The organism is Hydrocarboniclastica marina (assembly GCF_004851605.1).
GTDB classification, from domain to species: domain Bacteria; phylum Pseudomonadota; class Gammaproteobacteria; order Pseudomonadales; family Oleiphilaceae; genus Hydrocarboniclastica; species Hydrocarboniclastica marina.
The window spans coordinates 2,378,285-2,398,697 of record NZ_CP031093.1 but is presented as its reverse complement, the minus strand read 5'-3'; the positions used below and the strand labels follow the sequence as shown (position 1 = coordinate 2,398,697).

Genomic DNA, 20,413 nt, shown 5'->3' with positions numbered 1-20,413 from the left:
CCAGGCCGGCGCGAAGAGGGCGGGCCTGATGGCCCTGATCGGTTAGAGTGCGTTGGCGTGCTGAATGACCGTAGCTGCGCGGCTTGGTGTAGTAATCAATGAAGGGCGCCGCAAAGTTCATGAGCAGCACTGCAAAAGCAAAGGCATCGGGGTAAACGCCCCAGGTGCGTATGAGATAGACCAGGACACCGATGCCTAACCCGAAAACCAGCTTGCCCCGGTTACTGGTCGCGGCTGAAACAGGGTCTGTCGCGATAAAAAACACGCCCAGCATGGTACCGCCGCCAAAGAGATGTAGCGTCAACGGCACGTTCTGGTCGACATCCCAGCCCAGCGCGAGGCTCAGCAGAGCGAGCCCGCCCAACACCCCGGCGGGTATATGCCACGTGATGATGCGTCTGTATAGCAACAGACAGCCTCCGGCCAGAAAGCTGACGTTTACCCATTCCCAGCCGAGGGCAATGCCACTGCCGAAAACCGGCGCCTGGATCACTGCCGTCGCAAGCTCGGAGTCTATTTCGTTCTTGTAGACGTCCAATGGCGTGGCCATGGACCAGCCGTCCGGCGCTGCAGACGCACCATTGAAGATGATCGCAGCGGTATCAAAAAAGCTCAGGGTCCGGTCAAGCAGCGTCTCCGGGGCGGCCCAGTTCACCGTCATTGCGACCGGAAACGAGATAAGCACCAGCGCGTAGCCAACCATGGCTGGGTTGAAAGGGTTATAACCCAGCCCGCCATAGAGATGTTTTGCAAGGATGATAGCCACGCCCACCGCGGTGACAGATGCCCACCAGGGCAGTAGCGGCGGAAGCGCCAGCCCGAGCAGCAGGCCTGTTACCACGGCGCTGCAGTCACGCAGATGAAACAGTACGGGTCGGCGGCGTAGTTTAAGAATCACGGCTTCGAAGCCCAGAGCAAGCGTAGTGCACCAGAGCACGTTGATCAGGTTGCCCCAACCGAAGAACAGTGTTTGTGCCATCAGGCCGGGAATCGCGGCCAGAATGACCCACATCATGACGGCACTACTGCCAGACGGTGCACGGTGAAGAGGCGAAGCAGCTGAGAGAAAGCTCACTTTTTCAGCGCCTCCTCGCGGCCGTCGTCCGTATCCGACATACGAAGGTTGCGTGCCGTCTGCAACGCCTTCTCGGCGGCTCTCAGTCGGGACCGGTTGCTGTCGATCGCTTCCTCTAGCTTTGCAGCTCTGGCGGGGTCCGTTTGCCGGGCGTCCTGCAGGTCAGCTTCCATTCTTTCAAGCTTTGCCCTGGTGCGGGTCAGGTTTTTCTCCAGGGCAACGACGTCCTGGGGAGATTCAGTCTGTTTCTTCTGGAGTGATTGGGCCTTCTGTTTGGTCTGGGCCCGGGCAAGCGCGGCCTGCACAGCGTCAGCCCGCGACGCGGCTTTGCGCGCGCCGGAAGCGTCTGGATGAGCCGCAGAAGCAGCGGCTTCTTTGCGGGCTTGGCGCCGGGCCTCTTTGTCGGCCTGCTCCTGGGCCAGACGCGCCTGACGCGCCTCAAATCGCATGCGGGCTTGATCCGCTTTGAGCTGTTCTGCCCGGTGCTGAAGAATCTCGCCTTTTGTACCCCGGTAGTATTGCACCAGTGGGATAGCGCTGGGGCAGACGTAGGTACAGGCTCCGCACTCTATGCAGTCGAACAGATCAAGTGCTTCAGCCTCGTCGTTCTGACGGGATCGGCTGAACCAGAAAAGCTGCTGGGGCAGCAGCTCCATGGGGCAGACCTGCTCACACATGCCACAACGTATACAGGGCTGTGCGGGCGGTGGGTCAGGCAACTCGGCCGCTGTCGCCGCGATTATGCAGTTGGTGGTCTTGGTCACCGGCGTGGCTGCGTTGTCTGTCGCGAAGCCCATCATGGGGCCACCCAGGATCAGCCTGTGCAGTCGCTCATGATCTATCCCGGCTTGGGTCAGGAGGTGGCTCAATGGTGTACCCAGCAATACCTCGAAATTGCCCGGGCGTTGCAATGCCTCTCCGGCGACAGTCGTCACGCGCGATATCAGCGGCTCGCCCAAACAGACCGCCCGATACGCCGCTGCCGCTGTGCCCACATTCTGGCAGATAACACCAATATCGGCCGGGATGCCCCCCGACGGAACCTGAAGCCCGGTGAGTATTTCGATCAATTGTTTCTCGCCGCCAGAAGGGTATTTGGTCGGGATGGGCACGATTTCGACGGCGGTTTTGTTCGCGGCCCGTTTGAGCGCTTCGATGGCCAGTGGTTTATTGTCCTCCACAGCGATCAGGCACTGCTGCGGCTGGAGGATGCTGGCCAGGATCTCCGCACCCGTTACGACCTCATCCGCTCGCTCCTGCATCAGCATCTGGTCGGCGGTAATGTAGGGTTCGCATTCGGCGCCGTTGATGATCAGCGTCGTCAGAGGTCCGTTGCCAGCTGAGTTGAGCTTGATAGCTGTTGGAAAGCCCGCACCACCAAGCCCTGAAATGCCTGCCCCACGGATGCGCTCCAGCAAAGCTGCAGCATCCATCGCACGAAAGTCCGCGCAGGGCGCAAGTGTCGCCCAGCGTTCTTCGCCGTCAGGCTCGATCACTACACACCAGTCCTCCAGCCCAGAAGGATGTGGGACCGGATGCGCTTCAATGGCCAGGACCCGGCCTGACGTGGGCGCGTGAACTGCAACGCTGAGTTCGCCCTGGGCGGATGCGATGGGCTGGCCCTTGTCGACCTGGGCACCCGGCGCGACCAGGCATTTGGCAGACGCGCCAATGTGCTGCTGCAAGGGCACGATTAGCCGGTCGGGTATGCCCGCCCCGCAGATGGGGTTCCGGGTGGTCTGCTGTTTGCGCTCGGGGGGATGAACACCCCCGTGGAAATCCCAGAGTTTTCCCATCAGCGCACAGCCTCGGGCTGACGGTCGCTGGCGATCAGTTGATGGACGGGTTTGTGCGCTGCACCGTCAGCAACTGGACGGGTCCAGACCCAGCTGCGAATGTCCGTAGCCAGCGGGACCATATCGATACAGTCTACCGGGCAGGGCTCAACGCAGAGATCGCAGCCGGTGCATTCGCTCTCGATGACGGTGTGCATGTGTTTGGCCGCGCCCAGGATCGCATCCACCGGGCAGGCCTGAATGCACTTGGTGCAGCCGATGCACTCGTCCTCGCGGATGATAGCGACGCGCTTGACCTGCTCACTGCCGTGTTCGCTGTCCAGCGGCTCCGCTGCCACGTCCAGTAATGCTGCCAAAGCCTGAATTGTCTGCTCGCCACCGGGCGGGCATTTGTTGATCTTGTCGCCGTCGATAATCGCCTCGGCATACGGGCGGCAGCCGGGATAGCCGCACTGGCCGCACTGGGTCTGGGGAAGAAGCTTGTCAACCTGCTCCACCAGAGGGTTGCCTTCAACCCGGAAGCGAATCGAGGCGTAACCCAGTATCGCGCCAAAGGCCAGGGCCAACCCGAGCAGGGCGCTTATCGCGAGGGTGACGGTAGACAGCATAATCAGAGACTGACCAGCCCGGTGAAGCCCATGAACGCAAGGGACATGAGCCCGGCAGTGATCATGCCAATGGCTGACCCACGGAAAGGCTGGGGCACGTCAGCGACCGCGATACGCTCCCGCATCGCCGCGAACAGTACCATTACCAGCGAAAAGCCGGCGGCCGCGCCAAAACCGTACAGCACGGACTCAAGGAAACTATGTTGCTGATTGAGATTCAGCAAGGCGACCCCCAGCACGGCGCAGTTGGTGGTGATCAGCGGCAGGAAAATGCCCAGGACCCGGTGCAACAGCGGGCTGGTCTTGCGCACCACCATCTCGGTGAACTGGACAACGACGGCGATCACCAGGATGAAGGTGATCGTGCGGAGAAAGGTCAGCCCCAGGGGTTCGAGCAGCCAGTTGTAGGCAAGATAGCTACAGACTGACGACAGGGTCAGCACGAAGGTCGTGGCAAGGGACATGCCCATGGCGGTTTCCAGCCTGTTGGAAACGCCCATGAACGGACACAGCCCGAGAAACTGAACCAACACGAAGTTGTTCACCAGGATCGTACTGACCAGAATTAACAGATACTCGGTCATGTCCCGCCGGTGTTCGTTGCCATCATCACATTACTCGCATGCCGGGCTCGGCGCCGTCATCCGGGGCCAGCAACCAGATATCCTTGCCTCCGGGACCCGCCGCCAGAACCATGCCCTCGGACATGCCAAACTTCATTTTGCGGGGTTTGAGGTTGGCTACCATGACAGTTAGCCGGCCCTGCAGTTCCTCGGGGCGGTACGCGGTTTTTATGCCGGCAAATACCTGTCGCTCTGCCACACCGATGTCGAGGGTCAGCCGCAGGAGTTTATCGGCGCCTTCCACGTGCTCGGCGTTGACGATCCGGGCAATGCGAAGGTCAACTTTGGCAAAGTCGTCGAAGGTGATCTCGTCAGCCAGCGGTGCAGCCGGTTTTACAGTGTCTTTGCCGGGCTGCTCAGCCGGTGTTTCCGACGCCGGGGGCAGATCCTGACGGGTTGAGGACAGCATGGCTTCGATCTGGCTCATATCGATCCGCTGCATCATCGGTTTGAAGGGCTCTACGCCATGATCAAGCAGATAGTCGCCGCGCTCGTGCCAGTCCAGGGAACAGTTGAGGAACGCCTCAGCCCGGGCAGCCGTCGCCGGAAGCACGGGGGCCAGATAGGTCATCAGCACCCGGAACATATTCAGGGCGTTGGTGCAGATCGCCTGGACCTGCGGCAGGGTATCCGCGTTCTTCGCCAGCACCCAGGGCGCCTCATCGTTGACGTACAGATTGGCTTGGTCGGCCAATTCCATCACCAGCCTCATGGCACGGCTGAACTCGCGGTTTTCGTAGCACTGGGCGATCTCCTCGCCGGCGCTGACGAAACGGGCCAACAGATCGGGTTCGCTCAGCTCCGTCGAGAGACGACCGTCGAATTTCTTCGAGATGAAACCAGCCGTTCGGCTGGCGATATTGACCACCTTGCCAACCAGGTCGGAGTTGACTCGCTGGGCAAAATCTTCAAGGTTGAGGTCGAGGTCGTCTACATGGGCGGTCAGCTTGGCGGCGAAGTAGTACCGCAGGTACTCCGGATCCAGGTGGTCCAGATATGTTCGGGCCATGATGAAGGTGCCACGGGACTTGGACATCTTTTTGCCATTTACAGTCACAAAGCCATGGGCGTAAACGGCCGTCGGCGTGCGCAGCTCGGCGCTGTGGAGCATGGCCGGCCAGAACAGGGCGTGAAAATTGATGATGTCCTTGCCAATGAAGTGATACACCTCGGCGCTGGAGCCCGGTTTCCAGAAATGGTCGAAGTCGAGATCTTCACGGCGCTGGCAGAGGTTTTCGAAACTTGCGAGGTAGCCGATTGGCGCGTCGAGCCAGACGTAGAAAAATTTGCCCGGCGCGCCCGGAATTTCAAAACCGAAGTAGGGGGCGTCGCGACTGATGTCCCAGTCCTGCAGGCCTGCATCAAGCCACTCTGCCAGTTTATTTGCAACCTGGGGTTGCAGCGTGCCGCTGCGGGTCCAGTCGCGCAGGAACACTGTAAACTCCGGCAGCCGGAAGAAATAGTGCTCAGAGCCCTTTTCAACAGGTCTGGCGCCGGAAATGGCCGAGCGTGGATCGATCAGCTCCATCGGCGTATAGGTGGCACCGCAGACTTCACAGTTGTCCCCGTACTGGTCCTCTGACTTGCACTTGGGGCAGGTTCCTTTGATGAACCGGTCGGCCAGGAACATCTGCTTCTCAGGGTCAAACGCCTGGGTAATCTCCCGGACCGCAATATGCCCGTTGTCGCGCAGGCGCTGGTATATCAGGCTGGAGAACCGTTCATTCTCAGGGGAGTGGGTGGAATAGTAATTATCGAAACCCACCAGAAACCCGGCGAAATCTTCACGGTGTTCCGCGTTTATACGGTCGATCAGCGCTTCCGGGGTGATACCCTCGCGTTCCGCACGCAACATGATTGCTGTGCCATGGGCGTCGTCCGCGCAGACGTAGATACAGTTCTGGCCGCGGCGCTTCTGGAAACGGACCCAGATATCGGTCTGGATATATTCCAGCAAATGGCCGAGGTGAATCGGACCGTTGGCATAGGGCAGGGCGCTGGTCACCAGAATGTCGCGACGGGGCTCGGGCGTTGAGGCTGTCGGGCTTGCGGTCATAGAAAGCTCATGGTTTACGGTTAAACGCGGGTGTGATTTTCAGGCGCTGGCTCGGGCCGTTCGGGCGCCAAGGGTTTTGCTGGCAAGGGCGTAAGCGCTTTGCAGACGCGGCTGAAATTCAAAAGGGACAGAGATGATACTCCCGCCAGAGCCGATTTTCACCCCCGAAATCCGCTTGGAGCCAAGTAATGACGGGCCTGACGCTATTCGCGCAGGTTTGAAAACAGTAGACTTCCTGCAATAGCAACGCCTGCTTTTTATAGCGGCCGGTTTCACCTCACTGCGCTGGAGATCTTATGTCCGCCATCGACCGTAACGCCATCGAAGCGGCGATTCGCACCTACCAGGACCCATACCTGCACCAGGACCTGTTGTCACTTGATGCAGTCAAGCGCCTGGATATTGACGGCAGTACCGTAACGGTGGATGTCGAGCTGGGTTATCCCTGCGAGGGCATCCTGGGCGGTATGAAACAAGTGCTTACCACTGTGATTGAGAATGTGCCCGGGGTAGAAACAGTTAACGTCAGCGCCCGGCAGAAAATTCGCACGCATCAGGCCCAGGGTGAACTGCAATCGTTGGGCAACGTTCGCAATATTGTCGCAGTCGCGTCCGGCAAGGGCGGGGTCGGTAAATCGACCACAGCGGTTAACCTGGCCCTGGCCCTGGCGAAAGAAGGCGCCCGGACTGGCATTCTGGACGCGGATATATACGGCCCCAGCGTCGGTATGATGCTCGGCATTCCAGAAAACACACGGCCACAGACCAAGCAGGACAAGTATTTTGTACCGGTCGAAGCCCATGGCGTGCAGGCCATGTCGATGGCCTTCCTGGTCACTGACAAGACCCCCATGGTCTGGCGCGGCCCCATGGTCAGCGGCGCACTCCAGCAGTTGCTCAACCAGACGCTCTGGGATGACCTTGATTATCTGGTGGTCGACATGCCGCCAGGTACGGGTGACATCCAATTGACCCTCGCGCAGAAGGTGCCGGTCACGGGTGCGGTTATCGTGACGACGCCCCAGGACATCGCCTTGCTGGACTGCAAGAAAGGGATAGAAATGTTCCGCAAGGTTGATATCCCGGTTTTGGGCGTCGTGGAAAACATGAGCACCCACATTTGCAGTAACTGTGGTCACCACGAAGCGCTGTTCGGGACCGGCGGCGGTGAGCGGGTCGCCAACGAATACGGGACCGAGCTGCTCGGCCAGCTGCCGCTGCACATGACCATTCGCGAGCAGACTGATTCCGGACGGCCGACGGTCATCAACGAGCCCGACTCCGAAGTGGCCATGTTGTACCGGGATATTGCCCGTCGAGTAGGGGCAAGCTTATCCCGGCGCGACCGCAACCTGCACGCGCCGATTCCCAGTATTTCAATCAGCGATGACTAAGCCTGTTCCTTTAGTGGCGGTACGACTTCGGCCGGGGCCGCCAGGGCTTCCGTTAATGACGAACTGCCGCCAAACCGAACCGGCTGATAACCAGCGGTTGGGTTTGGCGGTTTCAGGTACCGGCGGGTAAACTGGCGGGCTTCATCGGACTAGGTTAGGTAAGCACCCATGAGTATTAAATCCGACCGCTGGATCAAGCGGATGGCCCAGGAACATCAGATGATCGAACCGTTCGAGGCGGGGCAGGTGCGCGCCAACGCCGAAGGTGGTCGGGTTATTTCCTACGGAACCTCAAGCTATGGCTACGATGTGCGCTGTAGTCGCGAGTTCAAGATCTTCACGAATGTGCATTCGGCTACTGTTGATCCCAAGAATTTCGACGAAACCAGTTTTGTCGATGTGACTGCTGATGTCTGCATCATTCCGCCAAACAGCTTCGCGCTGGCGCAAACCGTGGAGTATTTCCGGATCCCCCGCAGCGTGCTGACCATATGCCTGGGCAAATCAACCTATGCCCGTTGCGGCATTATCGTCAACGTCACGCCGCTTGAACCGGAGTGGGAGGGCCAGGTAACGCTTGAGTTTTCCAATACCACCAACCTGCCGGCCAAAATATACGCGAATGAGGGGGTCGCGCAGATGCTCTTCTTCGAATCAGACGAGATTTGCGAGACGAGCTATCGCGACCGTAAGGGAAAATACATGGGGCAGCGCGGGGTGACGCTGCCTCGCACCTGAGTAACCCCGGCACCTGAGTAACCCCCGCACCTGAGTAACTCCCGCACCTGAGTAACTAAGTGGCGCAGTCAGGGCTCTCGTGACACCAGTCGCTCTCAAGGAAGCCAATTTTGAAACCAAAGCAGTTCGAAAAACGCCTGGGACAACTGCGGAGCTGGCGGGAGTATGGCTTTATTCTCGCCCTCGCGGAGCGCAACTACCCCAATTTTGCCCTTTTCGCCGAGCTCACGGCGCCCGACCACGGGGCGCGGGTAAGGAAACTGCTAGACCAGGGCTGGGAAATGCTCGGCAGCCGTGACCATGATCTGGACGTTTTCCAGCTACTGACCCATCTCTCCCACTGCGCGCCAGACCCGGACGCCCATGAGGTGTACGGTGTCCAGCCAGCGCTCACCATGGTGGAGTTGCTCGAGCAGGCGTTCCTGTGCCGCGTAAACCCTGACAAGCCGCGTGCAGCGGCTGCCTCAGCAGCATCATTCGCCGTCGTGATGACGTTTATTGAGTTCAGCGAGGGTGAAGGCCTGGATGAGGATGCGCTGGTTGACCTGTTTGAGGGCCACGAGCTGATGCAGGCTGAGCGGGGATTTCAGGAGTTTCTGCTCGAAATGCTGGGCGAGGCCCGGTCGACGGACGAAGCATGGGTTGAAGCGCTGAAGGCCACCGCTGCCAACGACGGTGTCAGTAATCTTGGACTTGGCCTGGATGCTGACCCTCAATGAAACTTTCAGCCTTTGGCCAGAAGTTTTCCGCTGACGCCGGCATCAGTTCGCTGATGGATGATCTCGGCAACGCGATGGCCTCCGGCGACGACATGATCATGATGGGCGGCGGCAACCCCGGCAACGTCCCGCCGGTTCAAGCGCTGTTCCAGCGTGAACTGCAGAGGCTCGCCAATGATGAGGCCGCAGTTAAGCGCCTTGTCGGCACTTACGATCCGCCCCAGGGCGAAAAGCAGTTCATTGGTGCGCTGGTTGAGTTGCTGAACCGCGAATACAGCTGGGGGCTCAAGCCGGGCAATATCGGCCTGACCAATGGCAGTCAGGCGGCATTCTTCATGCTCTTTAATATGTTTGCCGGGCCAAGGCCTGCCGGCGATGCCGGGCAACCGCGCCACATATTGCTACCGCTCGCGCCGGAATACATCGGCTACAGTGATGCTGGGCTTTACGAGGGCACCTTCCGTTCTGTGCGGCCGGAGATCGATTTTCACGGGGAGCACCGTTTCAAGTACCGGGTCGATTTTGACCAGCTGCAGGTCACGGAAGAGACTGGTGCCATCTGCGTCTCCCGGCCGACCAATCCGACTGGAAATGTGGTTACTGACGGCGAGATGGCGCGGCTGGAAGCCCTCGCCCGGCAGTGGGACATTCCACTGATCGTCGACGCTGCCTACGGGGCGCCGTTCCCCGGGCTGCTTTATGTAGACGCAACGGCGCACTGGAACGAGAACATCATTTTCTGCCTCAGTCTGTCGAAACTGGGTTTACCCGCTGCCCGCACGGGTATCGTCATCGCTGCGGAGCCTGTGATCAAGGCGCTCGCGAGCGTCAATGCCATCATGAACCTGGCTACTGGCAGCTTTGGCGCAATGCTGGCCGAGGATATGGTGCGTAGCGGGGAGATTCTGCGTTTATCCCGGGATGTGATTGGACCATTCTACCGGGCGAAAATGGAGCGGGCTGTTGCTACATTTAGCGCTGCCATGGGGGAAGGCTATCCCTGGTTTGTTCACGAACCGGAAGGCGCCATGTTTCTCTGGCTATGGTTTCCAGATCTGCCCATTACCAGTGAAGTGCTATACCAGCGCTTGAAGATGCGCGGGGTTCTTGTGGTATCCGGGCATTACTTCTTTCCGGGGCTACCCGTTGACCATTGGCGGCACCGTCAGGAATGCCTGCGAGTGACTTACTCGCAGGATGATGACCAGGTAGCCCAGGGCCTGCATATCATTGCCGAGGAAGTGCGGCGCGCCTACGACGGCGAGGCGTGAAGCGCCCGCTTTGCCCTTTACCCGAAGGTCTTCTGAGCGGGGCTATTCTATCCGTTTATCGGGCAGCCGGGCTTCGTCCAGGTTGATCTCGTAGCGCGTGCCGTCGCTCTCGACCTGGACCATTCGTACCAGCAGATAGTCCCACTCGGGCGCAAACCAGAGATGGGTTTCTCGCTTCTTGTAGGGTTCGCGCACTTTTTCCACTAACACCGTGTCCACAGTGCCGTGGTTCTTGGTCTTGAGCTTTCTGTCGCCGACCACGCTGAACTCATACTCCTTCAGCTTGCCGCCATCGGCTATCTCATAAATCATGCGGCGTTTGCCGGCTTTGAGATCCTGCCTGAGCTGCAGCTGGAACCCCAGCTTATCGAGCACGCCCCGGTGGATGTCCATGTACCAGGGCTTGTCTTTGATATCGTTGCGAACCCGGTATTTGTTCCAGTCAAAATCCAGTTTGGCCGCGCGATCGGGAATCATCCAGCCGCTCAGTTCGTAGCGGTACTCAAGAGGGATAACCTGGTGCCCGTTCCACTCCAGCAAAAGCGATTCCCGGATGTCGGCTATGAATGAGTCAACATAGAATCGGTATTCCCAAAGCCCGTCGTCGCGCTGCTTCAGTGAGCGCGTGGCGCTGCCATTGAACGGAATACCTTTTTCAAGGCTGGCGCTGTATTTGGCTTTTATGGGGTTCAGCTCCGTGGCCGGCACTGCATTCGTCGCGTCCGGGGCCTGCTCTTGCTCTGGTTGCGTTTGATCCTGGTCCGGGTCCTGGAGCGCTTGTTCTGCGCGCGCGGTATCAACCATGCTCAGGCATAGGAGAAACATCAGGGTAAGGGCCGAAGGCAAGAGATGGCGAAGGCTTGAGTACATAAGCGGAAGCACACTCCAGATTGTTCGATCAGGGTTCGGGAACGGACGGATAAGATCGCTAGGTTAACGTATACCGCAGGTAGCTGTCGTTGGTTTTGCCTGTAACGGCAGCGCTTCCCCGACTGTAGCAACAATCCATGGGTCAGAGGAGGCTGCTGTTGCAGGCAAGGCACCTCGCTGATGACGGGTTACGCCTGTACGACAACAGCCGTGCTCAGCGGTTCCCCGTCCAGCCAGGCCATATGGTCCCGCCAGCGTAGTCGTCCTTCACAAAGCCACTGTATGGCCATGGGGTAGATCTGGTGTTCACGCTCCAGCACGCGCGCCGCCAGGGCTTCGGGTGAATCGCCAGGCTCGATGGGTACGCGGGCCTGAAGAATGGACGGGCCGCCATCGAGCTCAGCTGTGACGAAGTGGACGGTCGCGCCGTGTTCTGGGTCGCCGGCATCCAGTGCCCGCTGATGGGTGTCCAGCCCGCGGTAGCGTGGCAGAAGCGAGGGATGGATGTTAAGCAAGCGGCCTTCGTATCTATCAACAAAGGCAGGGGTCAGGATGCGCATGAAGCCCGCGAGAGCGATAAAATCGGGCTGGAAGTGCTCGATCTCTGTCGCCAGCGCAGTGTCGAAATCTTCTCGCGTGACATGGTCGGCCTTGGCAACCACCCGGGTCGGGATTCCAGCTGCGCGGGCCCGGTTGAGCCCCTGCGCATCAGCACGGTTGGACAGCACCGCGGCGATGGTCACCGATGTGCTTTCCTGGAAGTGGTTGATAATGGCCTGCAGATTGGAGCCGTTGCCGGAAAGCAGCACAACGATCCGGCAGGGGGTCGAGCTGTCGGTCATTGGCTGGCGGTGCCAGACTCAAAGCGAACGGTGGCCGCGCCATCACCGGCCTCGATAGCACCTATCCGCCACGCCCGCTCACCCAGTTCCGCAAGGTGTTTGAGCGCTGGCTCCAGCTGGTCTGCGGGCACGCAAACCACCATGCCGACGCCACAGTTAAAAGTACGGTACATTTCGGCTGTGCTGACGCCGCCCTGGTCCTGCAGCCACGAGAAAATTCCCGGCCACTGCCAGCTGCCGGTATCGATTACGGCAGTGGTGCCGTCCGGCAGCACCCGGGGCAGATTCTCGGGGAGGCCGCCGCCGGTGATGTGGCAGAGCGCCCGCACATCACATCGCTTGATCAATTCCAGCAAAGGCTTCACGTAGATGCGGGTCGGCTCGAGCAGGCTTTCAGTCAGAGGCCTGCCGTCTACAGTCTGGCTCAGGTCAGCATGGCTGACCTCGATGATCTTCCTGATCAGTGAATACCCATTGGAATGAGCACCACTGGAGGCTATACCTATCAGTGAATCGCCCGGCTGAACGCGAGAGCCGTCGATAATGTCGGCTTTCTCGACGATACCCACGCAAAAACCGGCCAGGTCGTAGTCATCGCCCTGGTACATACCCGGCATTTCGGCGGTCTCGCCGCCGACCAGCGAACAGCCGGCCTGGCTGCAGCCGAGGCCGATGCCTGCCACTACGTCGGCCGCAACATCGACGTTGAGTTTGCCGGTGGCGTAGTAGTCGAGGAAAAACAGTGGTTCACCTCCACCGACCACCAGGTCATTCACGCACATGGCCACCAGATCGATGCCGATGGTGTCATGCTTGCCCAGGTCCATGGCCAGTTTGAGCTTGGTGCCTACGCCGTCCGTGCCGGAGATCAATACCGGCTCCCGATAACCCTTCGGCAGTTCGAACAGGGCGCCAAACCCCCCCAGGCCGCCCATGACTTCGGGTCGACGGGTGCTGGCCGCGGTCGATTTGATACGGTCGACCAGCGCGCTGCCTGCATCTATATCGACGCCAGCATCTCGGTAACTCAGGGAGGGTTTCTTATCGCTCATGGGGAACTCTCATGTACTGGATGGCGTGTACTTGCATGGCGCGTACGTGAAGGCGCGAATTCTAGCAGTTACCCCGGCTGCGACCAACTGCCGGCACGCAATGCCGCCGAAAGTCCGGAGCCTGCGCCTGACCAGGCGATGGGTTTCGCTTTTGCATAGCGCGTTCCGCGAGCAGAATCGAGTCGCGAGCGACAGGTGGCGCGAAGTGGCTTTAAGGCGCCGCTGCGGCCTGCTGCTGTCCCCGATGAGAGGCTTGCTGTATCCTGAGAACCACTTTTCTGAGCAGTTCACAAAGCACAATCTGCAGTAGCATGCGCATTTCAGCCGCGTATCGGGAGAAAGCCAAAACACATGAGAACAAAGACCTGGTTGCCAATTTTACTGTTAAGTTTCCTGGTCGCCGCTAAAGCGATTGCTGTGCCAATGGAAGGTCTTTATGAAGCTGTGGTACCCGTTGAGGATACCTCTGAAGCGCGGCGGGGCCAGGCACTGGCTCGCGCACTTGAAACAGTTCTGGTCCGGGTAGCGGGAAGCTCGGATGTGCTGCAGCGCGATGGCGTCGAGCGGATTCTGGCAAATGCCCGGGATCTGGTTCAGTCTTACCGTTACCAGCAGTCCTCTGACCGGGCCGGTCCGTTACAGATGGCGGCCACTTTTGGCGCGGTCGGTGTCACCCGCGCGCTGACGGATATAGGCATACCCGTTTGGGGGGCAAACCGACCTGCCATTCTTGCCTGGGTTGCCACCCAATCCCGCGACGGCAGAGAGCTGGTTACCGCTGATGGCGGTGGCGAATGGACCCGATCCATGAAGGCTGCTGGTGAGGCCAGAGGGCTGCCGCTGGTCCTGCCAAAGTACGATCAGGCCGAACAGAGTATCGTCGGGCTGTCTGACATCTGGGGCATGTTCATGTCTCCCATCGAGGCGGCGTCGCAAGCATACCGCTCAGATCTGTTAGGCGTGGCCCGTATTGCGGAATCGGGCTCTGCATTCCGCGCGCGTTGGTCCTTGCGCGGAGCAGGCGTTTCACTCGACGGTACCGTCGACGGTAACTCGCCCGCGGCGGTGACGGAGGCGGTCGCTGCAGCCTGGGCGGAGGCGCTGGCCGCACGGTACGCAGTTGCGCCGGGCTCGACTGGAAATCTGCAACGGGTAGACGTTGTGATAAGCGGTGTGGACGATCTGGCAGCCTATGCGGAGATCCGGCGCGCACTTGGCGCTATGGAACCGGTCTCCGAAGCCGCACCCGTGCGCGTCCATCCCAATACCCTTAGGGTCCGCCTCGCCTTTAACGGTGAGCTCGAGCTTCTGCAGGAGCACCTTGCGCTTGAGCGTCGCCTGCAGCAGCGCACAAAAGAGCAAGTTCGGGCGGCCAGGGGAGCTAACCCGGACCAGGACGGCTCCAGCGCGACGGTATCCCCAGAGTCCCCCCGGGGAACCTATGCTGATGTGGTGAACGGGGCTGAAAACGAACCCGCTCCCGGTTCGGACAACCTGGGTTTCATGCCGATCCCGGCACCCGGCGAGCCGATATCCCGTGCGCCACGCTCTCAGCAGGAACGCGAAGACGAAGAGAATTTCAAATCGCTCTATCCGGTTCTCTACTTCACCTGGAACCCATGAGAACAGGTTAAGTGCGGATTCCAGGGCCGAGATGAGGTATGCAGTTCGTGGCATCGTTAGTCTGTTAGACTACGGCCGGTGGAAGGCACGATCTTATCGAATTCTACGACCCCTGAGCTACGGCGCCGGCGGACCGGTCTGTTCAGCAGGCTTGACGGCACGAGTGACAGGGCAGGGGCTTCTGTGGAGATGGAGGAAGGCTTTTAGATGCACTTCGGTTGGCATTGGTTGCCTAACATCCTCACGCTCGTGCGATTTGCTCTGATTGTGCCTTTCGCTATTGCGTTGAATCGGGGGCAGTTTATGTTGGCCCTCGGGCTATTCATGCTGGCAGCTATTTCTGACGGTGCCGATGGCTTCCTGGCCAGGCGTTTCGGCTGGTTCAGCAGATTCGGTGCCATAGCCGACCCGCTTGCCGACAAAGCGCTGTTGCTGACCACTTATGCGATGATGGCCCTCACCGATCTTATTCCCGACTGGCTGCTGATCGTCATCGTCGCGAGGGATCTTCTGATCGTAACCGGTGCGCTGGCTTACCACTTCCTTATCGGCCGCTATCAAATGTCGCCGTCCTTGCTGGGCAAGGCCAATACTTTTATCCAGATACTGTTTGTGGTCATTGTTATGGCGGAATATGCGGGGCTATCGGTTCCGGACTTCGCAGTGCCAATGGGCATATACCTGGTGGCGCTGTCGACTGCCCTGAGCGGCTTTCATTACGTCGTTGTCTGGTCACTGCGTGCACGGCGAGAGGCGCAGGCTTGACGGGCTTGGGTACAAGGTCAGTAATCATTAACCGGACAAACCAGCCAGTGAGACGAACCAGTCATTGAGAAAGTCATGCACGGCCTGATAAATGCCCGAGCCTTATCAGCCTCTAGAGCCCCAGATCCCACCGGCGGTCGAATATGAGTGACAGTTCGGGCACGCAGTTGCCCCTGGCCGTCAGGTTGCGCGACGACGCCCGCTTCAGCAACTTCTACGGTGGGCACAACGTGGCCACTGTTGCCCGGCTCGCGGCCGCACTGGCAGAGGAGCAACCGCTGGCCCTTCTGGTGGGCGACACCGGCTCGGGCAAGAGTCACCTGTTGCAGGCGGCGGCGGTCGACCATGAGGCGGCGGGCGGCGTCAGTTTCTGTGTTGATCTTGCCGAGCTGCAGCAGCTGGCACCTGAAGTTTTGGAAGGGCTGGACGCGGCAAGCCTGGTCTGTCTCGACAATATTGACGTTGTCTGTGGCGATTATCGCTGGGAGGAAGCGCTGTTTCATCTGCACAACAGGTTGCAGGACCGCCGCGCGACCTTGCTTATCAGCGCCCGTGCTGTTCCGGCCGAACTGCCGCTGGCGCTCGCGGACCTGCGGTCGCGCTTATCCGCTGGCATACTGCTGCAGCTGGCCCGGCCAAAGGACGACGACCGGCTCATCATTCTGAGTGCCCGCGCACGGGTTCGCGGGCTGGAGTTGCCGGACGAGGTCGCCCACTATATTCTCCGGCGTGCGGACCGGCACACCGGCGCGCTTCTTGAGGTGTTGCATCTGCTGGACGAGGCATCGCTCAGCAGCCAGCGTCGCTTGACCATTCCGTTCGTAAAAAGCGTGATGGGCTGGTAGAGGTAGGAGCCCGGCGCTTACCAATAACTTTCACAGGGCAGGAGCGAGACGTAATGAGACGGGTTGTCTTTAATCAGAAAGGAGGCGTAGGCAAGTCGAGCATCGCGTGCAATCTCGCAGCCATCAGTGCCAGTCGCGGCAAACGGACCCTGGTCGTGGACCTGGATCCCCAGGGAAACTCGACCCAGTACCTGCTTGGAAAGCCCGCTGAGGCCTTGCGCGATACTGTCGCGGACCTGCTCGAGCAGACGATTTCGTTCAAGATCGTTAATCGGCATGCGGATGAGTTCATCCATGCATCACCTTTTGAAAACCTGTCGGTGTTGCCCTCCAGTCCAGAGCTCGATTTTCTCGAACGCAAACTCGAAGCCAAGCATAAAATCTACAAGCTGCGGGATATTCTGAAGAAGCTCGGCGGAACCTACGAATCGATTTACATCGATACCGCGCCTTCCATGAACTTCTATTCCAGATCAGCGCTTATAGCGGCTCAGCGCTGCCTGATTCCATTCGACTGCGATGACTTCTCCCGTCAGGCCCTATACAACATCCTTGGCGAAATCCAGGAGCTCCAGGAAGACCACAACCCGGATCTCATCGTGGAAGGAATTGTACCCAATCAGTTTCAGTCGAGAGCCAGCTTGCCGCGGAGGCTGGTTCAGGAGCTGATTGATGAGGGCCTGCCGGTTCTTCCGGTGCGGCTGGCGTCGTCTGTGAAGATGAAAGAGTCACATCAACTGGGTCAGCCTCTGATCCATATGGCGCCAAAGCATCCGTTGACCCTTCAGTTCGTCGATTTATACAGGCTGCTTCACGGCGAAAAGATCGACGTTCAGCCGCTATGAGTTCTTGCTAGGCGCAAGTGATCTGAGTGAAACGGGTTTTGGGGATAACAGGGTATGCAAGCACGCTACAGCCACTACGCAATGCTGGCAGATGCCGTACTGGAGATTGAGCGCGAGATGCGCCGCCTGGCATTGTGGACCCCGGAAGGTAGCGAGAATGTGCCAACCGCTCAGCAGCTATCGAGCACCGAACCTTTCTGTATAGACACGCTTCATTTCCCGCAGTGGATACAGTTTGTGTTGCTGGAAAAGATCCGTGTTTTGATCGAGGCTGATGCTGAGTTGCCCGCCCGTTCGGACATTGCGCCTATGGCCGAGGAATATTTTCGGCCTATCCCTCTGTCAACGGATAGGCTCGTAGAGATGATCCGTGAACTTGATCGACTTATAACAGAAGCCTGAACGCTCCAGGACCTGTAGGGTTCAGGCTGAGCAGACGCGTTCAGGAGTTTGCGTTCAACAGGGCAAGTTGGCGCCCGTCAGCAAGATTTTTACCCAGCCGAATCTGCTCGAACAGTTCACCCAGCTGGTCATTTGGAATTGCCTGACTGAACAGATGGCCCTGCATCAAGCGACAGCCCTGCTTACGCAACAGCACGAGCTGCTCGTCGGTTTCGACACCGCTGATTGAGATCGAGAAACGCATTTCCATCGCCAGATTGAGCAGCGTTCGCACGACCGTGGTCGCGGCGGCATCCTGAGGCACATCCTGGAGCAGACTCCCGTCGATCTTGACCTGATCAAAAGGCAGGTCCCGCAGTAGCCGAACAGAAGAGAGCCCACTTCCAAAACGGTCCAGAATGACCTGAACGCCGATCTGTTGAAGATTTCTGAGGGTCTGCGGCGCTTCGCTGAGTCGTTCAGAGAGGGTTTTCTCATCCACTTCGATACAGAGCATGTTCGGCTCTATCCGGGTCTCGCGAATAATGCGTTCGAGGGTCGCGCAAAGCTGGGGGTGATGATACTGGCGCGATGACAGGTTTATGCTCACCGGGATCGGCGTGCCGTTCATTGCACGGATCGCCTTGGCCTGCAGGCACGCGTTGTAGCAGACCCATTCGCCCAGTTCCAACAGCTGTCCAGTCTGTTCTGCCACATCCAGAAAACTATGTGGCCGGAGTACGCCTTTTTCAGGGTGGTGCCAACGTAGCAATGCCTCGAGCGCAGTGATTTGGCCAGTGGACGTGTCGAGCACGGGTTGATAGTAAAGGTGCAGGTCACCGGCTTCGATGGCCTGACCCAGTTCCGCTTCAACCATCAGCTGGCGCCGCATTTCCTCGTTCATGTCCTTGGAGAAAAACTGGATGGTATTGCGGCCCGCATTCTTGGCCCGGTACATCGCCATATCAGCGTTTTTCAGCAACTGCTCGTAGTCCTGACCATCGTCCGGTGCCAGCGTAATGCCGAGACTCGAGGTAATGACGAGCTCTCCTGAGGGCAGTTTGATGGGCTGGGTGATGTTGTCGAGAATGGCTCGCGCAACCTTCTCGCAACCCTCGAGGCCATTGACGCGGTTGAGCAGTATGGCGAACTCGTCCCCGCCCATGCGGGAAATCGTGTCTTCGCCCCGCACGCTGTCCCGTAACCGCCTGGCCAGTTCACACAGCAACTCATCGCCGGCATCGTGGCCAAACGTATCATTAATGCGCTTGAAATGGTCGACATCGAGCGTTATCAGCGCGCTCTGATGGCCGTAACGGTAGGAGGTCTCCAGAACCTGCCGGCAACGGTCTTCGAACAGCCGGCGATTTGCAGTGCCTGTGAGGGCGTCGTAGTGGGCCAGGAAATGAAGCCTGTTCTGGGTTTCGCGGATTTCGGTGATGTCCTGGCCAATCAGAATGACCTGGGAGCGGACATCTTCGTCCGCCTCCTGCAATCGGTTGATGTTCCACAGCATGATATGAGGGGAGCCGTCATAACTGCGGGCTTCGGCTTCTATGCTTTCGTTAAGCAGGCCGCTTGAGCGAACTTTGGTTATCTTCCAGGCCATCTCGTCCCTCCGGCCCTCGGGTATATACGCCTCCAGCAAATCCTTGTCGATCGCTTCGTCCCGGCTATAGCCAAACAGTGACTCTGCGGCGCCGTTCCATTGCCTTACCCGATTATGTTCATCGATAACGATGATCGGATTACTCGCGGTTTCGACCAGCGCCTGATAGTGCTTGTTGGACCGCCGAAAAGATTTCTCAGCCTGCTCCCGGACGAATATCTCATCCCGGAGTTCAAAATTTTTGATCTGCAGTTCGCGGGTACGCTCCTCGATCATGTTTTCAAGGTTGGCCTCGACCCGCCGTCGATCCTCCAGCAGTACCCGTACGTAAATCGACGAACCGACCATGACAGCGATGAGTGCCTCAAGCATGAGAAGCTCGGTCAGACCGAACTTGTCCGCCGCTCCTGAGTACCACGCCAACGTTTCAGCCGTCGCGGCGACGCCGCCAAGTGCAATAGCCACCATGCTGCCGGCAAGGGAAAAACGGGTCGCGGCCCAGATCATCAGCAGGGACACGAGATAGATGATCTGAATCTGTTGCTGATGGGCGAGGGACGTCAGCAGAATCAGGCCAATGAGCCAGAACACCCACTCGACCGGGCGCCGCCAGAGATAATAGAGAGTCGGGGTAGACGTATCGGTGAACAGGAGAGGAACCACCAGCAACATGCCCAGGAAACTGGCCAGAAAGCGGGAAAGGATCAGACTGCTGATGGCGATTTCCGTGTCGCTTACCGCAAACAGGACGCCAGTCGTCAGCAGCGCTCCGGCGAATGCTGCCGGTGTGCATACCCCAACAAGCCACAAGTAGCTGGAGAAGTGGCTCATCAGCGGGCGTCGTACCGGCATATGCTGCAATGCCAGCGTGACCAGCATTGCCTCGCCCACGGTGGTCAGGACCCGCGTTAAGCCGAGAATATACCGCTCGCTACCAAACCCGTGTTGCCAGAACCCGTCGTGTATAAGGACTGCAACTACACTGCCAGCCAGAACCAGCGGCCACATCTGCGGGCCGTAGCGTAACAGCAGGGCCAACGCCAGGCCGGACGGTAACCATAAGGCAGACAGAGGAAGGCCGGGAAACGGCAACTGAGCACTGATGAGCGCCAGCACACCAAAACCGGTCAGGCAGACCAGCCAGAACGGCCAACGCCGTTGTTTGAAATCCAGAGGTTGCGTTTGTTCCACTGTTCCGTCCGTGGCTGAATGAATCATGGCGACCCGGGGATGATGAAAACATCGTCGTGGAACCAGCAGTTCACACGCAGACGGATCCTTGCAGAATGACTACTTGGATA

17 protein-coding genes and 1 pseudogene are annotated in these 20,413 nt (G+C 59.0%); 9 read left to right on the top strand and 9 right to left on the bottom strand.

Annotated elements, in window-relative coordinates; genetic code table 11:
- Positions 1-61 precede the first annotated feature (61 nt).
- From rsxD to metG, 5 genes and pseudogenes are all read right to left on the bottom strand, one after another.
- Positions 62-1,075: pseudogene (gene rsxD, locus soil367_RS10610) on the bottom strand (electron transport complex subunit RsxD); the annotation flags it as partial.
- Positions 1,072-2,871, bottom strand: a complete 1,800-nt coding sequence (gene rsxC, locus soil367_RS10605) for an electron transport complex subunit RsxC (protein ID WP_136549084.1) — start codon at positions 2,869-2,871, stop codon at positions 1,072-1,074. The pseudogene rsxD and the gene rsxC, both read right to left, overlap by 4 nt.
- Positions 2,871-3,479, bottom strand: coding sequence for an electron transport complex subunit RsxB (gene rsxB / locus soil367_RS10600; protein ID WP_136549083.1), 609 nt, complete (start codon positions 3,477-3,479; stop codon positions 2,871-2,873). Before rsxB ends, rsxC begins: the two co-directional genes overlap by 1 nt.
- A gap of 2 nt (positions 3,480-3,481) precedes the next feature.
- Entirely contained in the window at positions 3,482-4,063 is a 582-nt protein-coding gene (gene rsxA, locus soil367_RS10595) for an electron transport complex subunit RsxA (protein WP_136549082.1), read from the bottom strand.
- A gap of 25 nt (positions 4,064-4,088) precedes the next feature.
- Positions 4,089-6,158 carry a methionine--tRNA ligase gene (metG, locus tag soil367_RS10590; protein WP_136549081.1) on the bottom strand — a complete coding sequence of 690 codons (2,070 nt, stop codon included), beginning with the start codon at positions 6,156-6,158 and terminating at the stop codon, positions 4,089-4,091.
- Positions 6,159-6,454: 296 nt separating this feature from the next.
- On the opposite strand from metG, the gene apbC reads away from it, so the two are divergent.
- The 4 genes from apbC to soil367_RS10570 all read left to right on the top strand — a co-directional run bounded on the left by apbC (position 6,455) and on the right by soil367_RS10570 (position 10,280).
- Positions 6,455-7,552, top strand: a complete 1,098-nt coding sequence (gene apbC / locus soil367_RS10585; protein ID WP_136549080.1) for an iron-sulfur cluster carrier protein ApbC — start codon at positions 6,455-6,457, stop codon at positions 7,550-7,552.
- A gap of 168 nt (positions 7,553-7,720) precedes the next feature.
- The gene (dcd, locus tag soil367_RS10580; RefSeq protein WP_136549079.1) at positions 7,721-8,290 is read left to right on the top strand and encodes a dCTP deaminase; all 570 of its coding nucleotides are present in this window, start codon (positions 7,721-7,723) and stop codon (positions 8,288-8,290) included.
- A 110-nt stretch (positions 8,291-8,400) separates the two neighbouring features.
- On the top strand, positions 8,401-9,009 hold the full coding sequence (locus soil367_RS10575; protein ID WP_172962330.1) for a DUF416 family protein: 609 nt from the start codon (positions 8,401-8,403) through the stop codon (positions 9,007-9,009).
- A complete protein-coding gene (locus tag soil367_RS10570) occupies positions 9,006-10,280 on the top strand; it encodes a valine--pyruvate transaminase (RefSeq protein WP_136549077.1) in 1,275 nt (424 codons plus the stop codon). Before soil367_RS10575 ends, soil367_RS10570 begins: the two co-directional genes overlap by 4 nt.
- A gap of 42 nt (positions 10,281-10,322) precedes the next feature.
- Here the strand turns inward: soil367_RS10570 and soil367_RS10565 are convergent, their stop codons facing one another.
- From soil367_RS10565 to purM, 3 genes are all read right to left on the bottom strand, one after another.
- Positions 10,323-11,150 (bottom strand): DUF3108 domain-containing protein, encoded by an 828-nt coding sequence (locus soil367_RS10565; RefSeq protein WP_136549076.1) that lies wholly within the window; start codon positions 11,148-11,150, stop codon positions 10,323-10,325.
- 188 nt (positions 11,151-11,338) lie between these two features.
- Positions 11,339-11,992 carry a phosphoribosylglycinamide formyltransferase gene (gene purN, locus soil367_RS10560; RefSeq protein WP_136549075.1) on the bottom strand — a complete coding sequence of 218 codons (654 nt, stop codon included), beginning with the start codon at positions 11,990-11,992 and terminating at the stop codon, positions 11,339-11,341.
- Positions 11,989-13,044 carry a phosphoribosylformylglycinamidine cyclo-ligase gene (gene purM / locus soil367_RS10555; RefSeq protein WP_136549074.1) on the bottom strand — a complete coding sequence of 352 codons (1,056 nt, stop codon included), beginning with the start codon at positions 13,042-13,044 and terminating at the stop codon, positions 11,989-11,991. Before purM ends, purN begins: the two co-directional genes overlap by 4 nt.
- Positions 13,045-13,395: 351 nt before the next feature.
- Here purM and soil367_RS10550 point away from each other — a divergent pair, with 351 nt between their 5' ends.
- The 5 genes from soil367_RS10550 to soil367_RS10530 all read left to right on the top strand — a co-directional run bounded on the left by soil367_RS10550 (position 13,396) and on the right by soil367_RS10530 (position 17,524).
- On the top strand, positions 13,396-14,667 hold the full coding sequence (locus soil367_RS10550; RefSeq protein ID WP_136549073.1) for a DUF2066 domain-containing protein: 1,272 nt from the start codon (positions 13,396-13,398) through the stop codon (positions 14,665-14,667).
- A 207-nt stretch (positions 14,668-14,874) separates the two neighbouring features.
- Entirely contained in the window at positions 14,875-15,432 is a 558-nt protein-coding gene (locus tag soil367_RS10545; RefSeq protein WP_136549072.1) for a CDP-alcohol phosphatidyltransferase family protein, read from the top strand.
- A 143-nt stretch (positions 15,433-15,575) separates the two neighbouring features.
- Positions 15,576-16,277, top strand: a complete 702-nt coding sequence (gene hda / locus soil367_RS10540; RefSeq protein WP_136549071.1) for a DnaA regulatory inactivator Hda — start codon at positions 15,576-15,578, stop codon at positions 16,275-16,277.
- A 53-nt stretch (positions 16,278-16,330) separates the two neighbouring features.
- Positions 16,331-17,122 (top strand): ParA family protein, encoded by a 792-nt coding sequence (locus soil367_RS10535; RefSeq protein WP_136549070.1) that lies wholly within the window; start codon positions 16,331-16,333, stop codon positions 17,120-17,122.
- Positions 17,123-17,176: 54 nt separating this feature from the next.
- On the top strand, positions 17,177-17,524 hold the full coding sequence (locus soil367_RS10530; protein ID WP_136549069.1) for a YqcC family protein: 348 nt from the start codon (positions 17,177-17,179) through the stop codon (positions 17,522-17,524).
- A 40-nt stretch (positions 17,525-17,564) separates the two neighbouring features.
- Here the strand turns inward: soil367_RS10530 and soil367_RS10525 are convergent, their stop codons facing one another.
- Complete coding sequence (locus tag soil367_RS10525; RefSeq protein ID WP_172962329.1) at positions 17,565-20,303, bottom strand: bifunctional diguanylate cyclase/phosphodiesterase; 2,739 nt, start codon at positions 20,301-20,303, stop codon at positions 17,565-17,567.
- Positions 20,304-20,413 lie beyond the last annotated feature (110 nt).

Coding starts and splice junctions, on each gene's coding strand:
- rsxC (WP_136549084.1), bottom strand. CDS start 2,871: ATGGGAAAACTCTGGGATTTCCACGGGGGTGTTCATCCCCCCGAGCGC.
- rsxB (WP_136549083.1), bottom strand. CDS start 3,479: ATGCTGTCTACCGTCACCCTCGCGATAAGCGCCCTGCTCGGGTTGGCC.
- rsxA (WP_136549082.1), bottom strand. CDS start 4,063: ATGACCGAGTATCTGTTAATTCTGGTCAGTACGATCCTGGTGAACAAC.
- metG (WP_136549081.1), bottom strand. CDS start 6,158: ATGACCGCAAGCCCGACAGCCTCAACGCCCGAGCCCCGTCGCGACATT.
- apbC (WP_136549080.1), top strand. CDS start 6,455: ATGTCCGCCATCGACCGTAACGCCATCGAAGCGGCGATTCGCACCTAC.
- dcd (WP_136549079.1), top strand. CDS start 7,721: ATGAGTATTAAATCCGACCGCTGGATCAAGCGGATGGCCCAGGAACAT.
- soil367_RS10570 (WP_136549077.1), top strand. CDS start 9,006: ATGAAACTTTCAGCCTTTGGCCAGAAGTTTTCCGCTGACGCCGGCATC.
- soil367_RS10565 (WP_136549076.1), bottom strand. CDS start 11,150: ATGTACTCAAGCCTTCGCCATCTCTTGCCTTCGGCCCTTACCCTGATG.
- purN (WP_136549075.1), bottom strand. CDS start 11,992: ATGACCGACAGCTCGACCCCCTGCCGGATCGTTGTGCTGCTTTCCGGC.
- purM (WP_136549074.1), bottom strand. CDS start 13,044: ATGAGCGATAAGAAACCCTCCCTGAGTTACCGAGATGCTGGCGTCGAT.
- soil367_RS10550 (WP_136549073.1), top strand. CDS start 13,396: ATGAGAACAAAGACCTGGTTGCCAATTTTACTGTTAAGTTTCCTGGTC.
- soil367_RS10545 (WP_136549072.1), top strand. CDS start 14,875: ATGCACTTCGGTTGGCATTGGTTGCCTAACATCCTCACGCTCGTGCGA.
- hda (WP_136549071.1), top strand. CDS start 15,576: ATGAGTGACAGTTCGGGCACGCAGTTGCCCCTGGCCGTCAGGTTGCGC.
- soil367_RS10535 (WP_136549070.1), top strand. CDS start 16,331: ATGAGACGGGTTGTCTTTAATCAGAAAGGAGGCGTAGGCAAGTCGAGC.
- soil367_RS10530 (WP_136549069.1), top strand. CDS start 17,177: ATGCAAGCACGCTACAGCCACTACGCAATGCTGGCAGATGCCGTACTG.